This is a genomic window from Paenibacillus thermotolerans (genome assembly GCF_028745515.1).
GTDB lineage: Bacteria > Bacillota > Bacilli > Paenibacillales > YIM-B00363 > Paenibacillus_AE > Paenibacillus_AE thermotolerans.
Genome location: NZ_JAQZSG010000009.1, coordinates 53,954 through 69,920 on the forward strand (window position 1 = coordinate 53,954; position 15,967 = coordinate 69,920).

The following is a 15,967-nucleotide window of genomic DNA, read 5'->3' on the forward strand; positions in this document are numbered from 1 at the left end:
TGTGTTCCGGAAGGTCGATAACCTTATTTATACGTAACAATGATTGGAGGACTTGTCATGATTCAAGAGAGCCCGCAGGCTATTCCGAGACCGGAGTATCCGCGTCCGCAGATGGTGCGTTCCGAGTGGATAAATTTAAACGGCGAATGGCAGTTTGAAATCGATCACGGCAACAGCGGTAAGGCCAGAGGCTTGTATGAAATCGACCGCGCCATGAGCAGCCGCATCCTGGTGCCGTTTTGTCCGGAGAGCAAGCTGTCGGGTATCGAGCATAAAGATTTCATGGAAGCGGTGTGGTACAAACGGCAATTTACGATTCCGGAACCGTGGGCCGGCAAGACTATTCTTCTTCATTTCGGTGCCGTCGATTACGAAACGGAAGTATGGATCAACGGCCAATCGGTCGGCACTCATAAGGGCGGTTATACCCCATTCGCCTTTGATATTACGAAGCAGCTTTCCGGCGACAGCAATACGGTCACCGTCTACGCTCAGGATCGTTTGCGTTCCGGCTTGCAGCCTCGCGGAAAACAGAGCGGAACATTTCATTCGCAGGGCTGCGATTATACGCGCACGACGGGAATATGGCAGACGGTGTGGCTGGAGGCTGTGAACGAAACGTATGTGAAAAGCTTCAAAGTCGTCCCCGATGCGGACAACGCCTCCGTCCACCTCGAGGCTGCAATCGCGGGGCACGTCGCAAATACGTTTATCGAAGCCGAAGCGTTCTTCGACGGAAATTCAGTCGGGATTCGCCGCGCCGCATTGAGCGGCCCTGACGCAAGAATGTCCCTTGATTTATCGGAAACTCATTTATGGGAGCCGGGAAATCCGTCGCTCTACGATCTCAAGCTGCGGCTCATTCGGCAAGATTCGGTCGTCGATTCGATTGATTCTTATTTCGGCTTACGCAGTATTCGATTGGACGGAATGGCGTTCCGGATTAACGGACGGTCCGTGTTCCAACGATTAGTGCTTGACCAGGGTTTTTATCCCGATGGAATTTATACGGCGCCTACGGACGACGATTTACGGAAAGACATCGAGCTGTCTATGGCGATGGGATTTAACGGCGCCCGGCTGCACGAGAAAGTTTTCGAGCCGAGATTTTTGTATTGGGCCGATCGGCTCGGCTATTTGGTTTGGGGGGAACACGCCAACTGGGGGCTCGATATTACGACGTCGAAAGGACTGGAGAGGTTTTTGCCGGAATGGATGGAAGCGGTGGAGCGCGACTTCAATCATCCTTCGCTCATCGGATGGTGCCCCTTCAATGAAACATGGGATCATAACGGCGCCCGCCAAAACAACGAAGTGCTGCGGATCGTTTACCAGGTCACCAAGAAGCTGGATCCTACGCGCCCGGTCATCGACACGAGCGGCAACTTCCATGTTGAGACCGATATTTTCGACGTGCACGACTACGATCAAAATCCCGAAACGTTCAAAGCGCGTTACGAACCGATGAAAACAGGCGGAAAGCCTTTCGTTACGTTTGCCGACCGGCAATCGTACGCGGGACAGCCTTATTTCGTAAGCGAGTACGGCGGAATTTGGTGGAATCCCGGCCAGAAGGACAATGAAGGGTGGGGGTACGGCAACAGACCGCAGAGCGAAGAAGAGTTTTTGCAGCGGTATGAGGGCTTGACGCAGGTGCTGCTGGAAAACCCGATGATGTTCGGATTTTGCTACACGCAGCTGTACGATATTGAACAAGAAGTCAACGGCTTGTACACTTATGAACGCAAGGCAAAGTTTGATCCTTCGATCATTCGCCAGATCAATTCGCGAAAAGCCGCGATTGAAGAGGAAGGGTGAAATGAACCCGTTATAAATGAAAAAAGAAAAGGCCCTTTCAAAGTCCTACGGACTTGAAAGGGCCTCTTTTTTACGCTTCACAATGTTTCGTTGACGTATAGAAGGCGCGCTTTGGAATAATCCAAATGGTCCTTCAGCAATTGTTTGGCTCTAGCCGCATCGCGCTTTCGTATGGCCTCTACGATTTGCAGGTGGTCGCGTACCGATTTGTCGCGTTCCTTGATATCCATATGGTCATGGGGGACATTGGAGAAATATTCAATGATAAGATCGGTCATTTGGATGAAAAGCTCGCTATGGGTTGTCTTAAGCATTCCGCGATGGAATTCGATGTCAGCGTCTTGTATCGATTTCGTATCGGTAACCTCTTGCATTCTAAGCGCCAATTTCTCCAATTCGGACAAGTCCTCGTCGGTTGCCCGCTGCACGGCTTGTTCAATAGCGGTCAATTCGAAAATATAACGCAGCTCCAGCAAGTCGCCGCGAGTTTTATTTCCGACCTTCCACATGAAGAAGATGTGTTCAAACAAGGAGGATAAGTCGCGGTCTCCTTGAACGAAAGCTCCTTCGCCGTGCTTGATTGCAATAATCCCCGTGCTTTCCAAGATGCGGAGCGCTTCACGGAGAATGGAGCGGCTAACATTCATCATCTTGACCAAATCCCGTTCGGAGGGAAGCTTCTGGCCGGGTTCAAGGCGATGATCCAGAATGTATTCCTTGAGGTTTTCGCTCACAATTTTACTAAGCGTCAAACGCTCGTCTTTTTGAATCGGTTTCATAGGGACGATCACCTTTATTCTATTTCAAGTATTCATACAAAGGCTGCAGGTGCTCAACCATGCATTGCTTAGCCCGGGGAGCATCCTTCTTCTTGATCCAATGAAGGATTAAACTGTGCTGCTCATAGGCCGTTTCATAAGCGTCAATGTCGTTAATTTTATCAAGCCGGCTTCGGCTAAAATACTCATGCACGACTTGACTAAGCTGACTATAAGTATGATTGCCGGTTGCCTCAAAGAGAGCATGGTGAAATTGCAGATCTTCCCGCTCCGGTCTTTCTTGCCGGCGAATCTTATCCAGAAGCACCTGGTTCCAATGTTCTATCGCTTCGATGGCGGTCGGATCGTAATGTTCGATTGCAAGATCGATCGCTCCGAGTTCAAGCACACAGCGGGTATCGAGCAGCTCCTTAAACTTCTTCCCGTCGACCTTCCACTGGAAGGCGATTTGTTCAAATACCGGTTTAACCGAAAGCTCGCCGACAACAATGCCTTGGCCGGGCTTAATATCCACGATGCCCATCATTTGAAGCGACTTCAGCGCCTCCCGGACGACCGCACGGCTTACGCCCAGCACTTCGATCATTTCCTTCTCGGAGGGAAGCCGATCTCCCGGCTTCAGCCGACGATCTACGATGTAATCCTTAATGCGGTCATGAACGATTTCTACGAGAGAAGGCCTTTTATGATTCATAGTGCACCACACACTTTTCTTAATTTCGCTCCAATGGTCATACCACCTGACTATGATCGTACGTTTTGGCGAAGAAATTGTCAATAAAAACAATATTGTAAGAAAGTATAGGGCGAGAGGACCCGAAAACAAAACTCAAAAACGGTATTGACAGCGGTTGCAAGGTTGCGTTACTCTTTTCGTATGATCAGCTGGTCTGACCAGAAGATTGGGTGATGATCATCCCTTTGATGAAACCGAACGATTCACCCGGCTATTACACCCTGAAGAAATGAGATGAAGTTCATGGCAGCATGGGATTTGAGCAAATTTAAAGGTGTCTTTGTTGCAATGTATTCCGCTTACGATGAGGCGGGGGACATTTGTGCGGAACGAGTACGAAAACTAGCGCGCTATTATGTCGATACCGGCATCAAAGGATTATATGTCGGCGGCAGCTCCGGCGAAGGCATGCTTCAAACGACGGAGGAAAGAAAAAAGGTACTGGAAGCCGTCATGGAGGAAGTGGGCAAGGAGCTGACGGTAATCGTTCATGTTGGGGCAAGCTCAACGAGGGAAAGCGCCAAATTGGCGGTCCATGCCGAGCAATGCGGCGCCGATGCCGTCTCGGCCGTACCGGCGATTTATTATAGGCTTTCTGAAAGCGCTGTCGAGAAGCATTGGCAGGTGATGATCGACAGCTCCGCATTACCGTTCATTATTTATCATATTCCGCAAACGACCGGCTTCAACTTGACCCAGTCGTTGTTCAAGCGAATGGCCGCCCAGGATAAAGTCATCGGAATCAAAATGTCGGGGGAAAGCGTCTTTGAACTTCAACAGTTTAAAGTCAATGCCGGAAAAGATTTTCTCGTTTATAACGGTCCGGACGAACAGTATGCAGGCGGCAGAATAATGGGAGCCGACGGTGGGATCGGCGGAACGTACGGCGTCATGCCCGAATTATTTTGCCGGCTGGAAAGTTTTATTCGTCAGGGAGCCGTTCAAGAAGCTCAGCAGCTGCAGCATCAAATTAACGCGATCATTACCAGGCTGTTAGCCTTCCCTTCCTTATACGGAGCATGTAAAGCAATTCTAAGTATGCGAGGGATAGAGACGGGTTTACCCAGATTGCCATTATTGCCGGTCGGGAAGGAGCACGCGGAGCAGCTCAAACAGCTTAACGAAGAAATTGAGAGCCTGACAAAGTATTACGCCGGCAATCATGTCCGATAAAGGGGTGGAACGATGTCGAACAAAGCCGTGTTAGCACAACGCGATGCATTACAAGTAAACAACCAGAAGAAGTCGACATGGCAGCAAGTGAAAAAAATGAAATTGCTTTATGTAATGCTATTATTTCCAGCCGTCATGTTATTTATCTTTAATTATCTTCCCATGTACGGGATTCTCATCGCCTTTAAAAATTTTTCTCCGGGCCTTGGAATCTGGGGCAGTCCGTGGAATCACTTCGAACACTTCTCAAGGCTGTTCTCCGATTTCTTGTTTCTTAGGGCGTTAAAAAACACCCTCGTGATCAGTATTCTAAAAATCGTCATTGCGTTTCCGGCGCCGATCGTGTTCGCATTGCTGCTGAATGAAATCCGGAGTCAAAAATTTCTGAAGGTTACGCAGTCGATTTCATACTTGCCTCACTTTATGTCGTGGGTCATTTTATCGGCCATGGTTATCGAAGTGTTCTCGCCGCAAAGAGGGATCATCAACTTTATTATTACTTCCTTCGGCGGTGACCCGATCAATTTTTTATCAAGCAAAATCTTCTTTATTCCCGTCGTTATTCTGACCGATATTTGGAAGGAAATAGGGTATGGAGCCATTATTTATTTGGCGGCGATCTCTTCCGTCGATCCGTCATTGTATGAAGCGGCCGATATGGACGGAGCCAGCAGGTTCAGAAAGATGGTTCATATTACGTTGCCGTCGATTATGCCGATGGTCATCATTATGTTCATTCTTCGGTTAGGCGGGATTCTGAATGCCGGGTTCGACCAAATCTTGAACTTGTACAACCCGCTCGTATACGAAGTCGCGGATATTATCGATACGTATGTGTACCGCAGCGGCTTGGAGCAGTTCCAGTTCGATTACGCCACCGCGGTCGGATTATTCAAAAATATAATCGGAGTGATCTTCATCTTAGGCGCAAACGCGATTATTCGGAGAAAAAGCGAGCATGGAATCTGGTAGAGGAGGAAGCAATATGGGGGTTGGCACAAAAAGATTCTCGCTCTTCGAAGGGGTACTCATCATCGGATTCATTGTGTTTTCGATGCTCGTATTGTATCCCTTCTGGCAGACGTTCGTGATTTCTTTCTCGGACCCAAGCCAAACATCAAGTCTAGGCACGAATTTGTGGCCTGAGCAATGGACCCCTGACGCTTATCGGTTCGTATTCGGCTATGGGGATATTATGCAAGCGTATGCAAATACGATTGTTCGTACGGTGTCCGGGACGTTCTTGATTGTCGCTTTTACCGTGTTGGCGGCATACCCCCTTGCAAAGAAGGATTTGCCGTTTCGAAACACGATCACCATCTTTTTCTTAATCGCCATGTTTTTCTCCGGAGGCATTATTCCGGACTACTTGCTGGTGAAAAACTTGGGGCTGCTGGATACGAGGTGGGCGCTCATTTTGCCTACGGCAGTAAACGTGTTCTACATCATTATTATGAGAAATTATTTCATGACGATTGATAAAGGGATTGAAGAATCTGCGGTCGTGGACGGGGCCGGCTACTTTACGATACTTAGCAAAATCATTTTGCCGCTATCCAAGCCCGTGCTTGCAACCATTGCTTTATGGGCTGCCGTGTACCACTGGAACGAATGGTTTCACGCATTGGTTTACATTCAAGACGACTCCAAGACCGTGCTTCAAATTATTGTCAGGGACATGTTAACCGCCATGGATATGTCCCAATCCGCCAACGCAGGCGCCATTGGCGGAGGCGGGGGAGCGAACAAGGAATTGCTGCTCAGCAATGTGCGTGCGGCAACCGTCATGATTTCCATCGGGCCGATCGTTATGGTATACCCATACGTTCAGAAATATTTCATTAAAGGCATAATGGTCGGTTCACTCAAGGGGTAACTAAACAAGGAGGAGAACAAAATGAAAAAAGGGAAACGTCATGTCGCAGCAGCCTTCTTATCCGCAGCAATTGTGATTGCCGGTTGCGGCTCCGGAGCCGGACAGCAAGCCGGCGGGGAAGTCGATCTTGCAAAGCTGCCGGAACCGGGGGATTTTTCGAAGCATCTGACACTCCAGCTATCCGGTTCCCTTACGAAAGGGAAGGCCGAAGACGGAAGCTATGTGCAAAAGCGTTTGGAAGAGCAATTTAACATTTCGATCGAAAATACGAAAGTAGACACCTGGAACGCCGACCAAGTCAATTTAATGGTTGCTTCCGGCGACTTGCCCGATACGTTTGCGTTTACGACAGGCGGTAAGACAGCGCAGGAATTGTTTGATTCCGGTTTAACGAGAACGATCCCTAAGGAAATGCTTGAAAAATATGCCCCGCGTTACATGAAGATGCTGTCCGAGAATCCTCCCGGCCCGGTCATGAACTTGAAGAAAGGCACGGATAACGAGTACTTGCAATTAATCGGCCAATATTCGCACGTCGACGGACTGGCTTGGGGGCCGACACTCCGCCTCGATTGGCTCGAAAAATTAGGCATCGAACCGCCCGGCGAGCTGAAGCAGGTCGGACCGAGCGGCGGCAGCGAAAAGATATTCTTTTCGGAAGGCGCATACACGTTGGAACAATTAGAGGAAATCTTGAAAGCCTTTACTTTCGACGATCCGGACGGCAACGGAAAGGATGACACTTACGGGCTGCTGCCGGCCAATAACAACTTGAACTGGGCGACGACGTTGATGGGCGCCTTCGGCATCGCCAAGGGCTATAATTTTATGGAAAACGATCAGCTCGTCGTTACGGAAATTTCGCAAAAATATAAGGACTTCCTGAAGCTCATGGCGAAATGGTATGCTATGGGCCTGATCGACCCCGAATTCACGACATTGGACGAAAAGCTCGGCTGGGAAAAGTACAAGCAAGGAAAAATCGGCTATTATATCGCGCAGCCTGCATACATCGCAATGGACGATTGGGCGAAAGGAAGAGCTCCGCAAAACATTGTAGAAAACCCGGATTCGAAAGCAAAGCTGCTGGCATTGGCTCCGGAAATCGGACCGGACGGCCGGCAAGGGGAAGGCGCTTATCTACCGGTTACAAATTTGGCCGACGCTTTCTACGTCTCGAAAGATGTGACCGATGAAGAGCTGGCGCGGATTTTGCAAATCTTCGATTATATAAACCATGACGATGAAGCAAGATGGACTTTATACGGCGAAGTCGGCGTCCATTCCGATTGGGAAGGAGAGCCGGAGAAGTCTGCGCTGAAGGTGCGTCCGGAATTTGCCGCAGAAGAGGGCAATTCTGGGTTCTGGGCTTACAACTTCCGTACGTACAGCAAGGAAAGAGTCAAATGGTTCACATCCGAGTATACGCTGAAGTTAAAAGAAGAGTTTTACGCCCGGGACGATGTCAAAGAGAAGATGCTGATTCGTCCGTACAAATGGGATCTCTTAAACGAAACGAAACAACAGGAGCTTACGAAGCGTTACAGCGGCCAGTTGAACACGATCGTCGACGAATTCCGCATGAAAGCAATCGTCGGGGAAATCGATATTGATAAAGAATGGGACAAATATGTGAAGAACTGGATGAATAACGGCGGAAAGGAAATGCTCGCCGAGCTGGAGAAAGCGCCGAAGGTCGCCGACCTATTAAATAACAAATAAACACGGGACGGGAGTTTTGCCATATGCCGAATATTGAAACGCAAGCAGTGTTTTATCCGAATTTGTACGGTTCTAAGGCTTACCGAATTCCATCGATGATTACGACTGTCCAAGGGACCGTGATTGCCGGAATCGATGCAAGAATTGCGGATCAGACGGATAACCCGAACCAAATCGACGCTTCCATCCGGCGAAGCGTTGACCACGGGAAGACGTGGGGAGATGTTCAAAAGCTCGTTTCCTTTGCCGGAGAAGGGCTGGACGGAGCGGCTGCTATCGATACCGCCCTGCTGCAGGATGAGATAACGGGCACGATCTTCATGCTCTATTGCCACACTCCCGGCGGAATCGGTCTTTGGGCAAGCGAGCCGGGGATCGGATTCGATTCGGACGGCCGCAGGAAGCTGTTCGATCCGCAAGGAAATTTATATTTCCTGAACGGCAGCGGAGAGGTAGCGGATGCGCAAGGGAATGCAACCGATTATACGGTGGATGCCGAAGGGTATGTATTCCAATCCGGCAAACCCCGAGGAAATATATATTACAAGAAAGGGATTCACCCGCAAGAAAGCTTGCTTGAAGCGAGAACCTCCTTCTTGCAGATAATCCAAAGCGATGACGACGGGCTGACTTGGTCCAAGCCGAGAGAACTTAACTTAATGGTGAAGGAAGAATGGATGCGCTTCATCGGCTCCGGCCCCGGCCGCGGCATTCAATTAAAGTATGGAGAGAAAGCCGGCCGTTTGGTTTTCCCGATCTATTTCTCGAATGAAGCGGGCCATCTCTCTTGCGCTTGCATATACAGCGACGATCATGGAGCGACTTGGAAGCGCGGAGCGTCCCCGAACGACGGCAGAGAGGTGGACGGCAAGGTGCTAACCGCAAAGACGATTTCCGAACAAAAGCACTATTTGACGGAATCGCAGGTCATTGAGCTGCCGACGGGCGAACTGAAGTATTACTTACGAAATCATTACGGGCTGCAACGAACCGCGGTCACTGCAAGCGCCGACGGCGGCGAGTCATGGGGCGAGGTGACGTTCGACAATACGCTCGTCGACCCGATCTGCCAATCGAGCGTCATTGTTTATCCGGATCAGGGAGACGGGAAGGTTCGCGTTCTGTTCTCCAACCCGGCCGATGAGAAAACAAGAATCAGAGGAACGGTCCGCTTGAGCGAAGACGGCGGAAAAACATGGCCTTACAGCAAGGTGATTGACGACGGCTACTATGGCTACTCCTGCCTGACCGTATTGCAAACCGGAGAAATCGGGGTCCTCTATGAGCGAGTATACGATTACTCGGATTGGAACAACATGGATATCCGGTTCGGCACCTTTACGCTGGATTGGTTAAAATCTTAAATTCATGAAGCAAGAGCCGCCGAGTCAGGCGGCTCTTTTAAGGAGGACACTTTCTCATGATGTTTGGAAGCATGAAAGATTGGCGCCGGATGGCGCCCTTTTGCTCGGGAGCATTGAAGACGGCTATAGATTTTCTGCAAAGCACCGATTTCGCGAAGCTCGATAACGGAAAGCTCGAAATGGACGGCTCGGATTTATATGCCGCCGTTTCCGAGCTTACGACGCGGCACCCGCATGAAACCGCCGGCGAATCTCACGAAGTGTATGCAGATATTCATTATCTGCTTCAAGGAAGGGAACGTATCGGGTTTACGGGGTCTCCTTTGCCTTCGAAAGTCAGCCGGGATGCTCTGAAGGATCAGGATCTGCTGCTTTACAGCGAAGTGTCCGAGGAGACGTTCTTGGAGCTGCATCCGGGAATGTTCGCATTCTTTATGCCGGGGGAAATTCATCGTCCGGGCTGCTGCGCCGGATCGCCCGAGCCTATTCGGAAGGTTGTCGTAAAGGTGAGAATCCAATGACGATTTGACGAATAAAAAGCGTGCGGAAGCCGCATTCTACATTCGACCGGATATGGTCAATCATGGAGGAAAGCGGCATTGTACATTTCATTAAAGGCTCAGGAAAGAAACCTTGGAAGGCTGGTCTTATTTATTATCAAAATGTCCGCAGCGTCCGGAATCGCATGGGAGCTGGCTAAGCTGGCCGGTTCGAAGCATCCGTTCCTGGCGCCGCTGTCTGTAATTTTGTGTGTTCAAACGACGGTTATGACATCAGCCAAATATGCGCTGCATCGGTTAATCGGAACCGTAATCGGCGTTACGGCAACCGTCTGGGTCGCCGACGCATTATCCTTAAACGGATGGACGCTAGCGTTCCTTCTGATGCTGGTTTCCGGATTCTCATTGCTGTTCGGGAGAAAAGAAATCGTCATTCACGAAGTGGCCTTAAGCGTGCTGCTTGTTTTTTCATTGCAGAAGGAATCCGGCCATTACGGCTTGGACCGCATTCGGGATACCGTCATCGGCATTGCGGTGGCGCTCGCCGTCCATATGATCGTTACTCCTCCGAACTTAATGAAGCCCGCGCAAAGAACGGTTTTGGACCTGATGGGCCTATTAGCGGATCGATTTATGATGACCGCCGATTGGATTAGGTCCGGATGCCCTGAGGAACAGAAATCGGCGCTGCATGCGGCGGAGCAAGCTTTTCAACAAATGCTGTTTAAAGCGGAAAAAAGACTGGAGACGGCGGCGGAAAGCTTGAAGCTCAATATATTCGCGAGATCAAGCCGTTCCATGCTTCAAGACAACAAGCGTCGAATGAGTTTGGTGAAGCACGGGGCGGCGTATTTGGAAAATACGACGAACATGTTCACCGATTGGCACTCCAGCGGAACATTGTCGGGCGACGAGCGGAACCGGTGGGCGGAACAGCTCCGCTTGATCGGGGCATACTGGAGGGATCCGAGACATACTTCGTCCGGACAGCCTATTCCGGATCCGTCATCGATGAAAGTAATGCCGATCGATCAGCCTCATTACTCGGACGCCATGCATACGGCGACCGCCGCTTTTGTAAATCATCTTCAAACCACGCCTTGAAGACACCCGGTTAGGACGGGTGTCTTTTTTCTTTTCTTCCCTTACGTCATAACCGTTGAGCGCAATCCGTATAATGAAACGATTAGCAGGAACGGCTGAAGGTTACGGATGTCCGAAGAAAGGAGCGATCGACAATCGAGGCGGTAGGAAGAAGTATTCCGAAGAAAGAGTCTATGGGTAAGGTGACGGGGTTCGCGCTTTATACCGGCGATTATTCGGATGCGCGTATGCTTCACGCCCGCATTGCAATAAGTCCATATGCTCATGCAAAAATTGTTGATATAGACACGTCCGAAGCTTGGCTGGTGAAGGGGGTCCGCGCCGTATTGACGGGCGATAGCGTCGATGTGCTCACCGGTGAAGAAATACGAGACAGGCCGATTATCGCCAAAGATCGGGTGCGGTTTTACGGGGAAACCGTTGCGATTGTCGTCGCCGATACCGAAGCGGCGGCCAAACGTGCGGCGGATGCAATCCGGATACGGTACGAACCGTTGCCCGTCGTGAACTCGCCTACAGAAGCTCTGCTTGAGAACGCACCGCTCATTCATGAAAGGCTCGGCGAATATGAGACGGGCCCGGGCGTCATTCCGATTCCCGGCACCAATATCGCCAGCGTGATCAAAATCCGCAAAGGCGACATGAACGTTGGCTGGAGCTTGAGCGAGGTCGTCGTCGAAAATTCAATTTCATTCGCGCCGTCGGACCATGCGGCGATGGAAACGCGAAGCGCCATTGCGGAAATCGAGCCGGACGGCCGCATTCACATCAAAACATCGACACAGGCCCCGTTCGCTGTGAAAAGGTATTTGGGCAAGTATTTCAATATCGATCCCGGCCGTATTATCGTGACGACGCCGTTCGTCGGGGGCGGTTACGGCGGCAAGGCGGCGATTCAGCAGGAGCTCATCGCCTATGTCGCTTCCATGGCGGTAGGCGGCCGTACGGTCAAATTCGTCAATCCGCGGGAAGAAGATATGATCACCTCCCCCGTGCATATCGGACTTGACGCAACCGTCAAACTGGGCAGTACGAGGGAAGGGGAAATTACCGCGGCGGAAATCGTATACCGATTCGACGGAGGCGCATACAACGACAAATCCAGCGATATTGCCCGTGCCGCAGCGGGGGACTGCTCCGGGCCGTATGCGATTAACCATTTGCACTGCGACTGTCTGACGGTGTACACGAACCATCCGTACGCTTCGGCATACCGGGGATACGGGCACGCCGAGCTGACGTTTGCGATGGAGAGAGCGGTGGATGCTCTGGCGGAGCGGCTGGGGATGGATCCGTGGGAGCTTCGGATGCGGAATATTGCCGTGCCGGGCGATACCGCTCCGACGAAGGATGTCCTCACCCCAAGCAGCTTGGGGGATTTGAAGACCTGCATGCACCGATTGCGCGCGCTTACCGGCTGGGACGAGTGGCAGGTGCTGCAGCCGGGAAACAACAAGGTTCGGGCTAAAGGAATCAGCTGCTTTTGGAAAAATTCCTCGATGGATCCCAACGCCACTTCTGGCGCGATTATTACCTTCAATCCGGACGGCAGCTTGAATTTGGATACCGGGGTTGTGGAAATCGGGACCGGCACGAAAACGGTTCTCGCTCAAATCGTTGCCGAGCGAATGAAGATGAACCCGGACAACATATACGTAAAGTTCCAAATCAATACCGAAACGACGCCGGAGCATTGGAAAACGGTGGCAAGCCGCGGCGTATTTCTGGCCGGCCGAGCGGCGCTGAAGGCGGCGGAAGATGCGATCCGGCAGCTGATCGATATCGCTGCGTGCGTGCTGAGGGCGGACCCGGACGATTTGGAGCTCGGGTGGGAGAGAGTGTACGTACGGGCTGATCCGTCCGTCTTCGTATCCGTAAAAGACATTTGCTACGGTTATACGTACCCGAACGGAAATACGATCGGCGGCCAAATTATCGGACGCGGCAATTATACTCAGCGCCGAATGAACTATCTGGATCCCGAAACCGGGGAAGGCACGCCCGGCCCGGAATGGAACGTAGCGGCGCAGGCCGTAGAGATCGAGCTGGATACGCGGGACTATTCCTACAAGATTCTCAAGGCGATTTCCGTCAATGATGCCGGGAAGGTAATGAATCCTATGGGAGCATTAGGCCAAGTGATGGGCGGGATGATCATGGGACTCGGATTCGCTAACCGGGAAACGTTTTACTTTAATGAGCAAGGTGTTATCTCCAATTGGAACTTACGAACTTACAATCTATTCAGATATGGCGAAAACCCCGAATATATTGTGGAATTCATCGAGAATCCGTGCTTGGACGCCCCGTACGGCGCTCGCGCGCTAGGGGAATTCGGCGTGATCGGGATGCCGGCGGCGTTAGCAAGCGCATTGTCGCGTGCCGCCGGGGTACAGCTGAACCGGCTGCCCCTGTTCCCTGAAACGATTTGGAGAGCAAAAATGGGGGCATCCGAATGATTCCGTTTAACTTCGAATATTATCAGCCCGCCACCGTTCACGAAGCCGTCACCTTATATCAGCATTTGGATGCCCAGCGGAAACGGCCTCTTTACTTTTCCGGCGGCACCGAAATTATTACAATGGCAAGACTCAACCATGTGTACACCGAAGCTGTAATCGATCTAAAGCACATTCCGGAATGCCGTACGATGTCCGTTCGCGAAGGGAGCCTGACTCTCGGTTCCGCTTTGACGCTGTCCGAGCTTCACGATTCCCGAGTGTTTCCGCTGCTTGGAGACACAGGAGCCGGCGTTGCCGATCGGACCTCCCGCAATAAGATTACTCTAGGCGGCAATATTTGCGGACGCATTGTATTTCGCGAAGCGGTGCTGCCTCTTCTGCTGACCGACAGCAAAGTGTTGATCGCCGGACCGGCCGGCTTGAAGCAAGCTCCGATCCTTCAATTGTTCGACAAGGAATTACAGCTTCAAAGAGGGGAATTTCTCGTTCAAACCGTTACGGATCAACGTTATACGAGAATGCCGTATGCGACCGTGAAGCGGCGGAAAGTTGCTGCGATCGATTATCCGCTCTTCACCGTGGCCGCCATTCGCACAGACGATGAAATCCGTGCCGCTTTCAGCGGACTAATCGATTTCCCTTTTCGTTCCCAAGCTGTCGAAGCCATACTGAACCGCAGAGATATTCCGCTGGAGGATAGAATCAATCGAATGCTCGGGGCGCTTCCCGCCCCGATCCTGAACGACAGCAAAGGCTCGGCGCCGTATCGGGAACTTGTGCTCAAAATAACGCTGGAAGATATGATCAGAGAGCTGGGAGGGGAATGATGTGGCGGATACCCAACGGTTGATGCTCATGTTGAATCTTAACGTGAATGACGAGATGCGGTCGGCCGCCGCCCGCCCCGCGGATTTACTGCTCGATGTACTTCGCGATTCCTTAGGTCTCACCGGCGCCAAGCCCGGCTGCCGCAATGGAGACTGCGGGACGTGTACGGTGCTTGTGGACGATTCTCCCATGAAAGCTTGTTTGATGCTGGCCGTCGAAGCCGCGGGAAAAAAGATCACTACAATAGAAGGTCTTTACGATACGCCGGTTCAAACCGAGTTTATAAACAAATTCGCTTTCAGTGCGGCTACTGTACGCCGGGGTTTATCATGAATATTTACGCGCTTGCCCGTTCGCATCTCGATGCCGATCCGAAGACGATTACGGACTGGCTGCAATCGAACATTTGCCGATGTACAAGTTATGAAGAAATTCATAATGCCGTCGTCTCGGTGTTGGGACGCCCGCCTTCAACTATTTATAAATAGGGGCTTAGGGGGTGCACGTATGCTGGATATTTTACGCTTACTGGAACAATTGTGGGATTCGGGAAGAACGGCCGCAATTGCAACGATCGTTCATACTTCCGGTTCAACATATCGGGCGGTTGGAGCGAAGGGGGTTATTTTGCCAGACGGAACGATATATGGAACGTTAAGCGGCGGATGCGTGGAAGCGGATCTGTGGGAGCATGCCGCACAAGTCATGGAGACGCTGATTCCTCGGATCATTGAGTATGATTTTTACGCCGACGGCAAGGAACCTTGGGGATTAGGCACAGGCTGCAACGGAGCGTTGAAAATTTGGATCGAGCCGTTCGACCCCCGGAACCGATACGAAAGCGCGTTTGAAATGTTATCCATTTACCGGGAGCAGCTTCCGTCGTGGACCGTCATATGCTCCGACCGGCCCGATCGCTATCCGAAGGGCAAGAAATATATTCAAGGGCAAGCTCAACCGGCATTGCTGAGAGAAGCCCCGGGCGCATCGGGCTTATATGCAGTAGAATGCGGCGATGCACAGGTAGAGGTATATTTTGAAAAGCTAAAGCGGATCCCGCGACTTATCATATTCGGAGCGGGATCGGATGCCGTCCCGCTGGCACGCGGCGCAAAGCTGTTGAATTGGCACGTAACCGTCGTTGACCATAGACCGGCATATGCCAACAAAGCGCGGTTTCCGGAGGCGGACGAACTGATCGTTTCCGAGCCCGGGAAGTTGCCGGAGCAGCTTACGATCCGCGATGATGATTATGCGGTAATCATGACGCATCATTTCGAACAGGACACATTGTATTTGCGCCATTTGCTTACGTTCCGGCTATCATATGTAGGAATTCTTGGCCCAAAGCATCGAACGAACCGGATGTTAGAGAGCGGAGCCGTACCGCCAGGGCAGCAGGGAGAAGCGCTCCATTCTCCTGTCGGCCTTGATATCGGAGCGGAAACGCCGGAAGAAATCGCGATCAGCATTTTGTCCGAAATTATGATGCATGTCAATGGCTCCACCGGAACATCTTTAAAGCATCGAAACGGCCCGATTCATAGAAAAGCGTCCGAACCCGGAAACCGCCTTCAGCCGAACCTTCGGAACGGCTCATGAGGT

13 protein-coding genes and 1 pseudogene are annotated in these 15,967 nt (G+C 51.3%); 12 read left to right on the top strand and 2 right to left on the bottom strand.

Annotated elements, in window-relative coordinates:
* The first annotated feature begins 57 nt into the window (after nucleotides 1–57).
* Nucleotides 58–1,818: a glycoside hydrolase family 2 protein gene (locus PT964_RS09605; protein ID WP_274363143.1), complete on the top strand. Its 1,761-nt coding sequence runs from the start codon at nucleotides 58–60 to the stop codon at nucleotides 1,816–1,818.
* A 77-nt stretch (nucleotides 1,819–1,895) separates the two neighbouring features.
* Here the strand turns inward: PT964_RS09605 and PT964_RS09610 are convergent, their stop codons facing one another.
* Together PT964_RS09610 and PT964_RS09615 are read right to left on the bottom strand one after the other, a co-directional pair.
* Nucleotides 1,896–2,597, bottom strand: coding sequence for a FadR/GntR family transcriptional regulator (locus PT964_RS09610; RefSeq protein WP_274363144.1), 702 nt, complete (start codon nucleotides 2,595–2,597; stop codon nucleotides 1,896–1,898).
* 19 nt (nucleotides 2,598–2,616) lie between these two features.
* Entirely contained in the window at nucleotides 2,617–3,291 is a 675-nt protein-coding gene (locus tag PT964_RS09615) for a FadR/GntR family transcriptional regulator (protein WP_274363145.1), read from the bottom strand.
* A 285-nt stretch (nucleotides 3,292–3,576) separates the two neighbouring features.
* Here PT964_RS09615 and PT964_RS09620 point away from each other — a divergent pair, with 285 nt between their 5' ends.
* The 11 genes and pseudogenes from PT964_RS09620 (at nucleotide 3,577) to PT964_RS09670 (ending at nucleotide 15,964) form a co-directional block, all read left to right on the top strand.
* Nucleotides 3,577–4,506, top strand: a complete 930-nt coding sequence (locus PT964_RS09620; protein ID WP_274363146.1) for a dihydrodipicolinate synthase family protein — start codon at nucleotides 3,577–3,579, stop codon at nucleotides 4,504–4,506.
* Nucleotides 4,507–4,518: 12 nt separating this feature from the next.
* A complete protein-coding gene (locus PT964_RS09625) occupies nucleotides 4,519–5,478 on the top strand; it encodes an ABC transporter permease (protein WP_274363147.1) in 960 nt (319 codons plus the stop codon).
* 13 nt (nucleotides 5,479–5,491) lie between these two features.
* A complete protein-coding gene (locus tag PT964_RS09630; protein ID WP_274363148.1) occupies nucleotides 5,492–6,382 on the top strand; it encodes a carbohydrate ABC transporter permease in 891 nt (296 codons plus the stop codon).
* 21 nt (nucleotides 6,383–6,403) lie between these two features.
* The gene (locus PT964_RS09635) at nucleotides 6,404–8,104 is read left to right on the top strand and encodes a type 2 periplasmic-binding domain-containing protein (protein WP_274363149.1); all 1,701 of its coding nucleotides are present in this window, start codon (nucleotides 6,404–6,406) and stop codon (nucleotides 8,102–8,104) included.
* Between the two features lie 23 nt (nucleotides 8,105–8,127).
* On the top strand, nucleotides 8,128–9,468 hold the full coding sequence (locus PT964_RS09640) for a sialidase family protein (protein WP_274363150.1): 1,341 nt from the start codon (nucleotides 8,128–8,130) through the stop codon (nucleotides 9,466–9,468).
* Between the two features lie 56 nt (nucleotides 9,469–9,524).
* Nucleotides 9,525–9,989 (top strand): NanQ anomerase/TabA/YiaL family protein, encoded by a 465-nt coding sequence (locus PT964_RS09645; RefSeq protein WP_274363151.1) that lies wholly within the window; start codon nucleotides 9,525–9,527, stop codon nucleotides 9,987–9,989.
* Between the two features lie 78 nt (nucleotides 9,990–10,067).
* Nucleotides 10,068–11,072, top strand: a complete 1,005-nt coding sequence (locus PT964_RS09650) for an FUSC family protein (RefSeq protein ID WP_274363152.1) — start codon at nucleotides 10,068–10,070, stop codon at nucleotides 11,070–11,072.
* A 173-nt stretch (nucleotides 11,073–11,245) separates the two neighbouring features.
* Nucleotides 11,246–13,531, top strand: coding sequence for a xanthine dehydrogenase family protein molybdopterin-binding subunit (locus PT964_RS09655; RefSeq protein ID WP_274363153.1), 2,286 nt, complete (start codon nucleotides 11,246–11,248; stop codon nucleotides 13,529–13,531).
* Nucleotides 13,528–14,361 (top strand): FAD binding domain-containing protein, encoded by an 834-nt coding sequence (locus PT964_RS09660; RefSeq protein WP_274363154.1) that lies wholly within the window; start codon nucleotides 13,528–13,530, stop codon nucleotides 14,359–14,361. Before PT964_RS09655 ends, PT964_RS09660 begins: the two co-directional genes overlap by 4 nt.
* A gap of 22 nt (nucleotides 14,362–14,383) precedes the next feature.
* A pseudogene (locus tag PT964_RS09665) lies at nucleotides 14,384–14,850 on the top strand ((2Fe-2S)-binding protein).
* A 19-nt stretch (nucleotides 14,851–14,869) separates the two neighbouring features.
* Complete coding sequence (locus PT964_RS09670; protein ID WP_274363155.1) at nucleotides 14,870–15,964, top strand: XdhC family protein; 1,095 nt, start codon at nucleotides 14,870–14,872, stop codon at nucleotides 15,962–15,964.
* The last annotated feature ends 3 nt before the right edge of the window (nucleotides 15,965–15,967 follow it).

Coding starts and splice junctions, on each gene's coding strand:
- PT964_RS09605 (WP_274363143.1), top strand. CDS start 58: ATGATTCAAGAGAGCCCGCAGGCTATTCCGAGACCGGAGTATCCGCGT.
- PT964_RS09610 (WP_274363144.1), bottom strand. CDS start 2,597: ATGAAACCGATTCAAAAAGACGAGCGTTTGACGCTTAGTAAAATTGTG.
- PT964_RS09615 (WP_274363145.1), bottom strand. CDS start 3,291: ATGAATCATAAAAGGCCTTCTCTCGTAGAAATCGTTCATGACCGCATT.
- PT964_RS09620 (WP_274363146.1), top strand. CDS start 3,577: ATGGCAGCATGGGATTTGAGCAAATTTAAAGGTGTCTTTGTTGCAATG.
- PT964_RS09625 (WP_274363147.1), top strand. CDS start 4,519: ATGTCGAACAAAGCCGTGTTAGCACAACGCGATGCATTACAAGTAAAC.
- PT964_RS09630 (WP_274363148.1), top strand. CDS start 5,492: ATGGGGGTTGGCACAAAAAGATTCTCGCTCTTCGAAGGGGTACTCATC.
- PT964_RS09635 (WP_274363149.1), top strand. CDS start 6,404: ATGAAAAAAGGGAAACGTCATGTCGCAGCAGCCTTCTTATCCGCAGCA.
- PT964_RS09640 (WP_274363150.1), top strand. CDS start 8,128: ATGCCGAATATTGAAACGCAAGCAGTGTTTTATCCGAATTTGTACGGT.
- PT964_RS09645 (WP_274363151.1), top strand. CDS start 9,525: ATGATGTTTGGAAGCATGAAAGATTGGCGCCGGATGGCGCCCTTTTGC.
- PT964_RS09655 (WP_274363153.1), top strand. CDS start 11,246: ATGGGTAAGGTGACGGGGTTCGCGCTTTATACCGGCGATTATTCGGAT.
- PT964_RS09660 (WP_274363154.1), top strand. CDS start 13,528: ATGATTCCGTTTAACTTCGAATATTATCAGCCCGCCACCGTTCACGAA.
- PT964_RS09670 (WP_274363155.1), top strand. CDS start 14,870: ATGCTGGATATTTTACGCTTACTGGAACAATTGTGGGATTCGGGAAGA.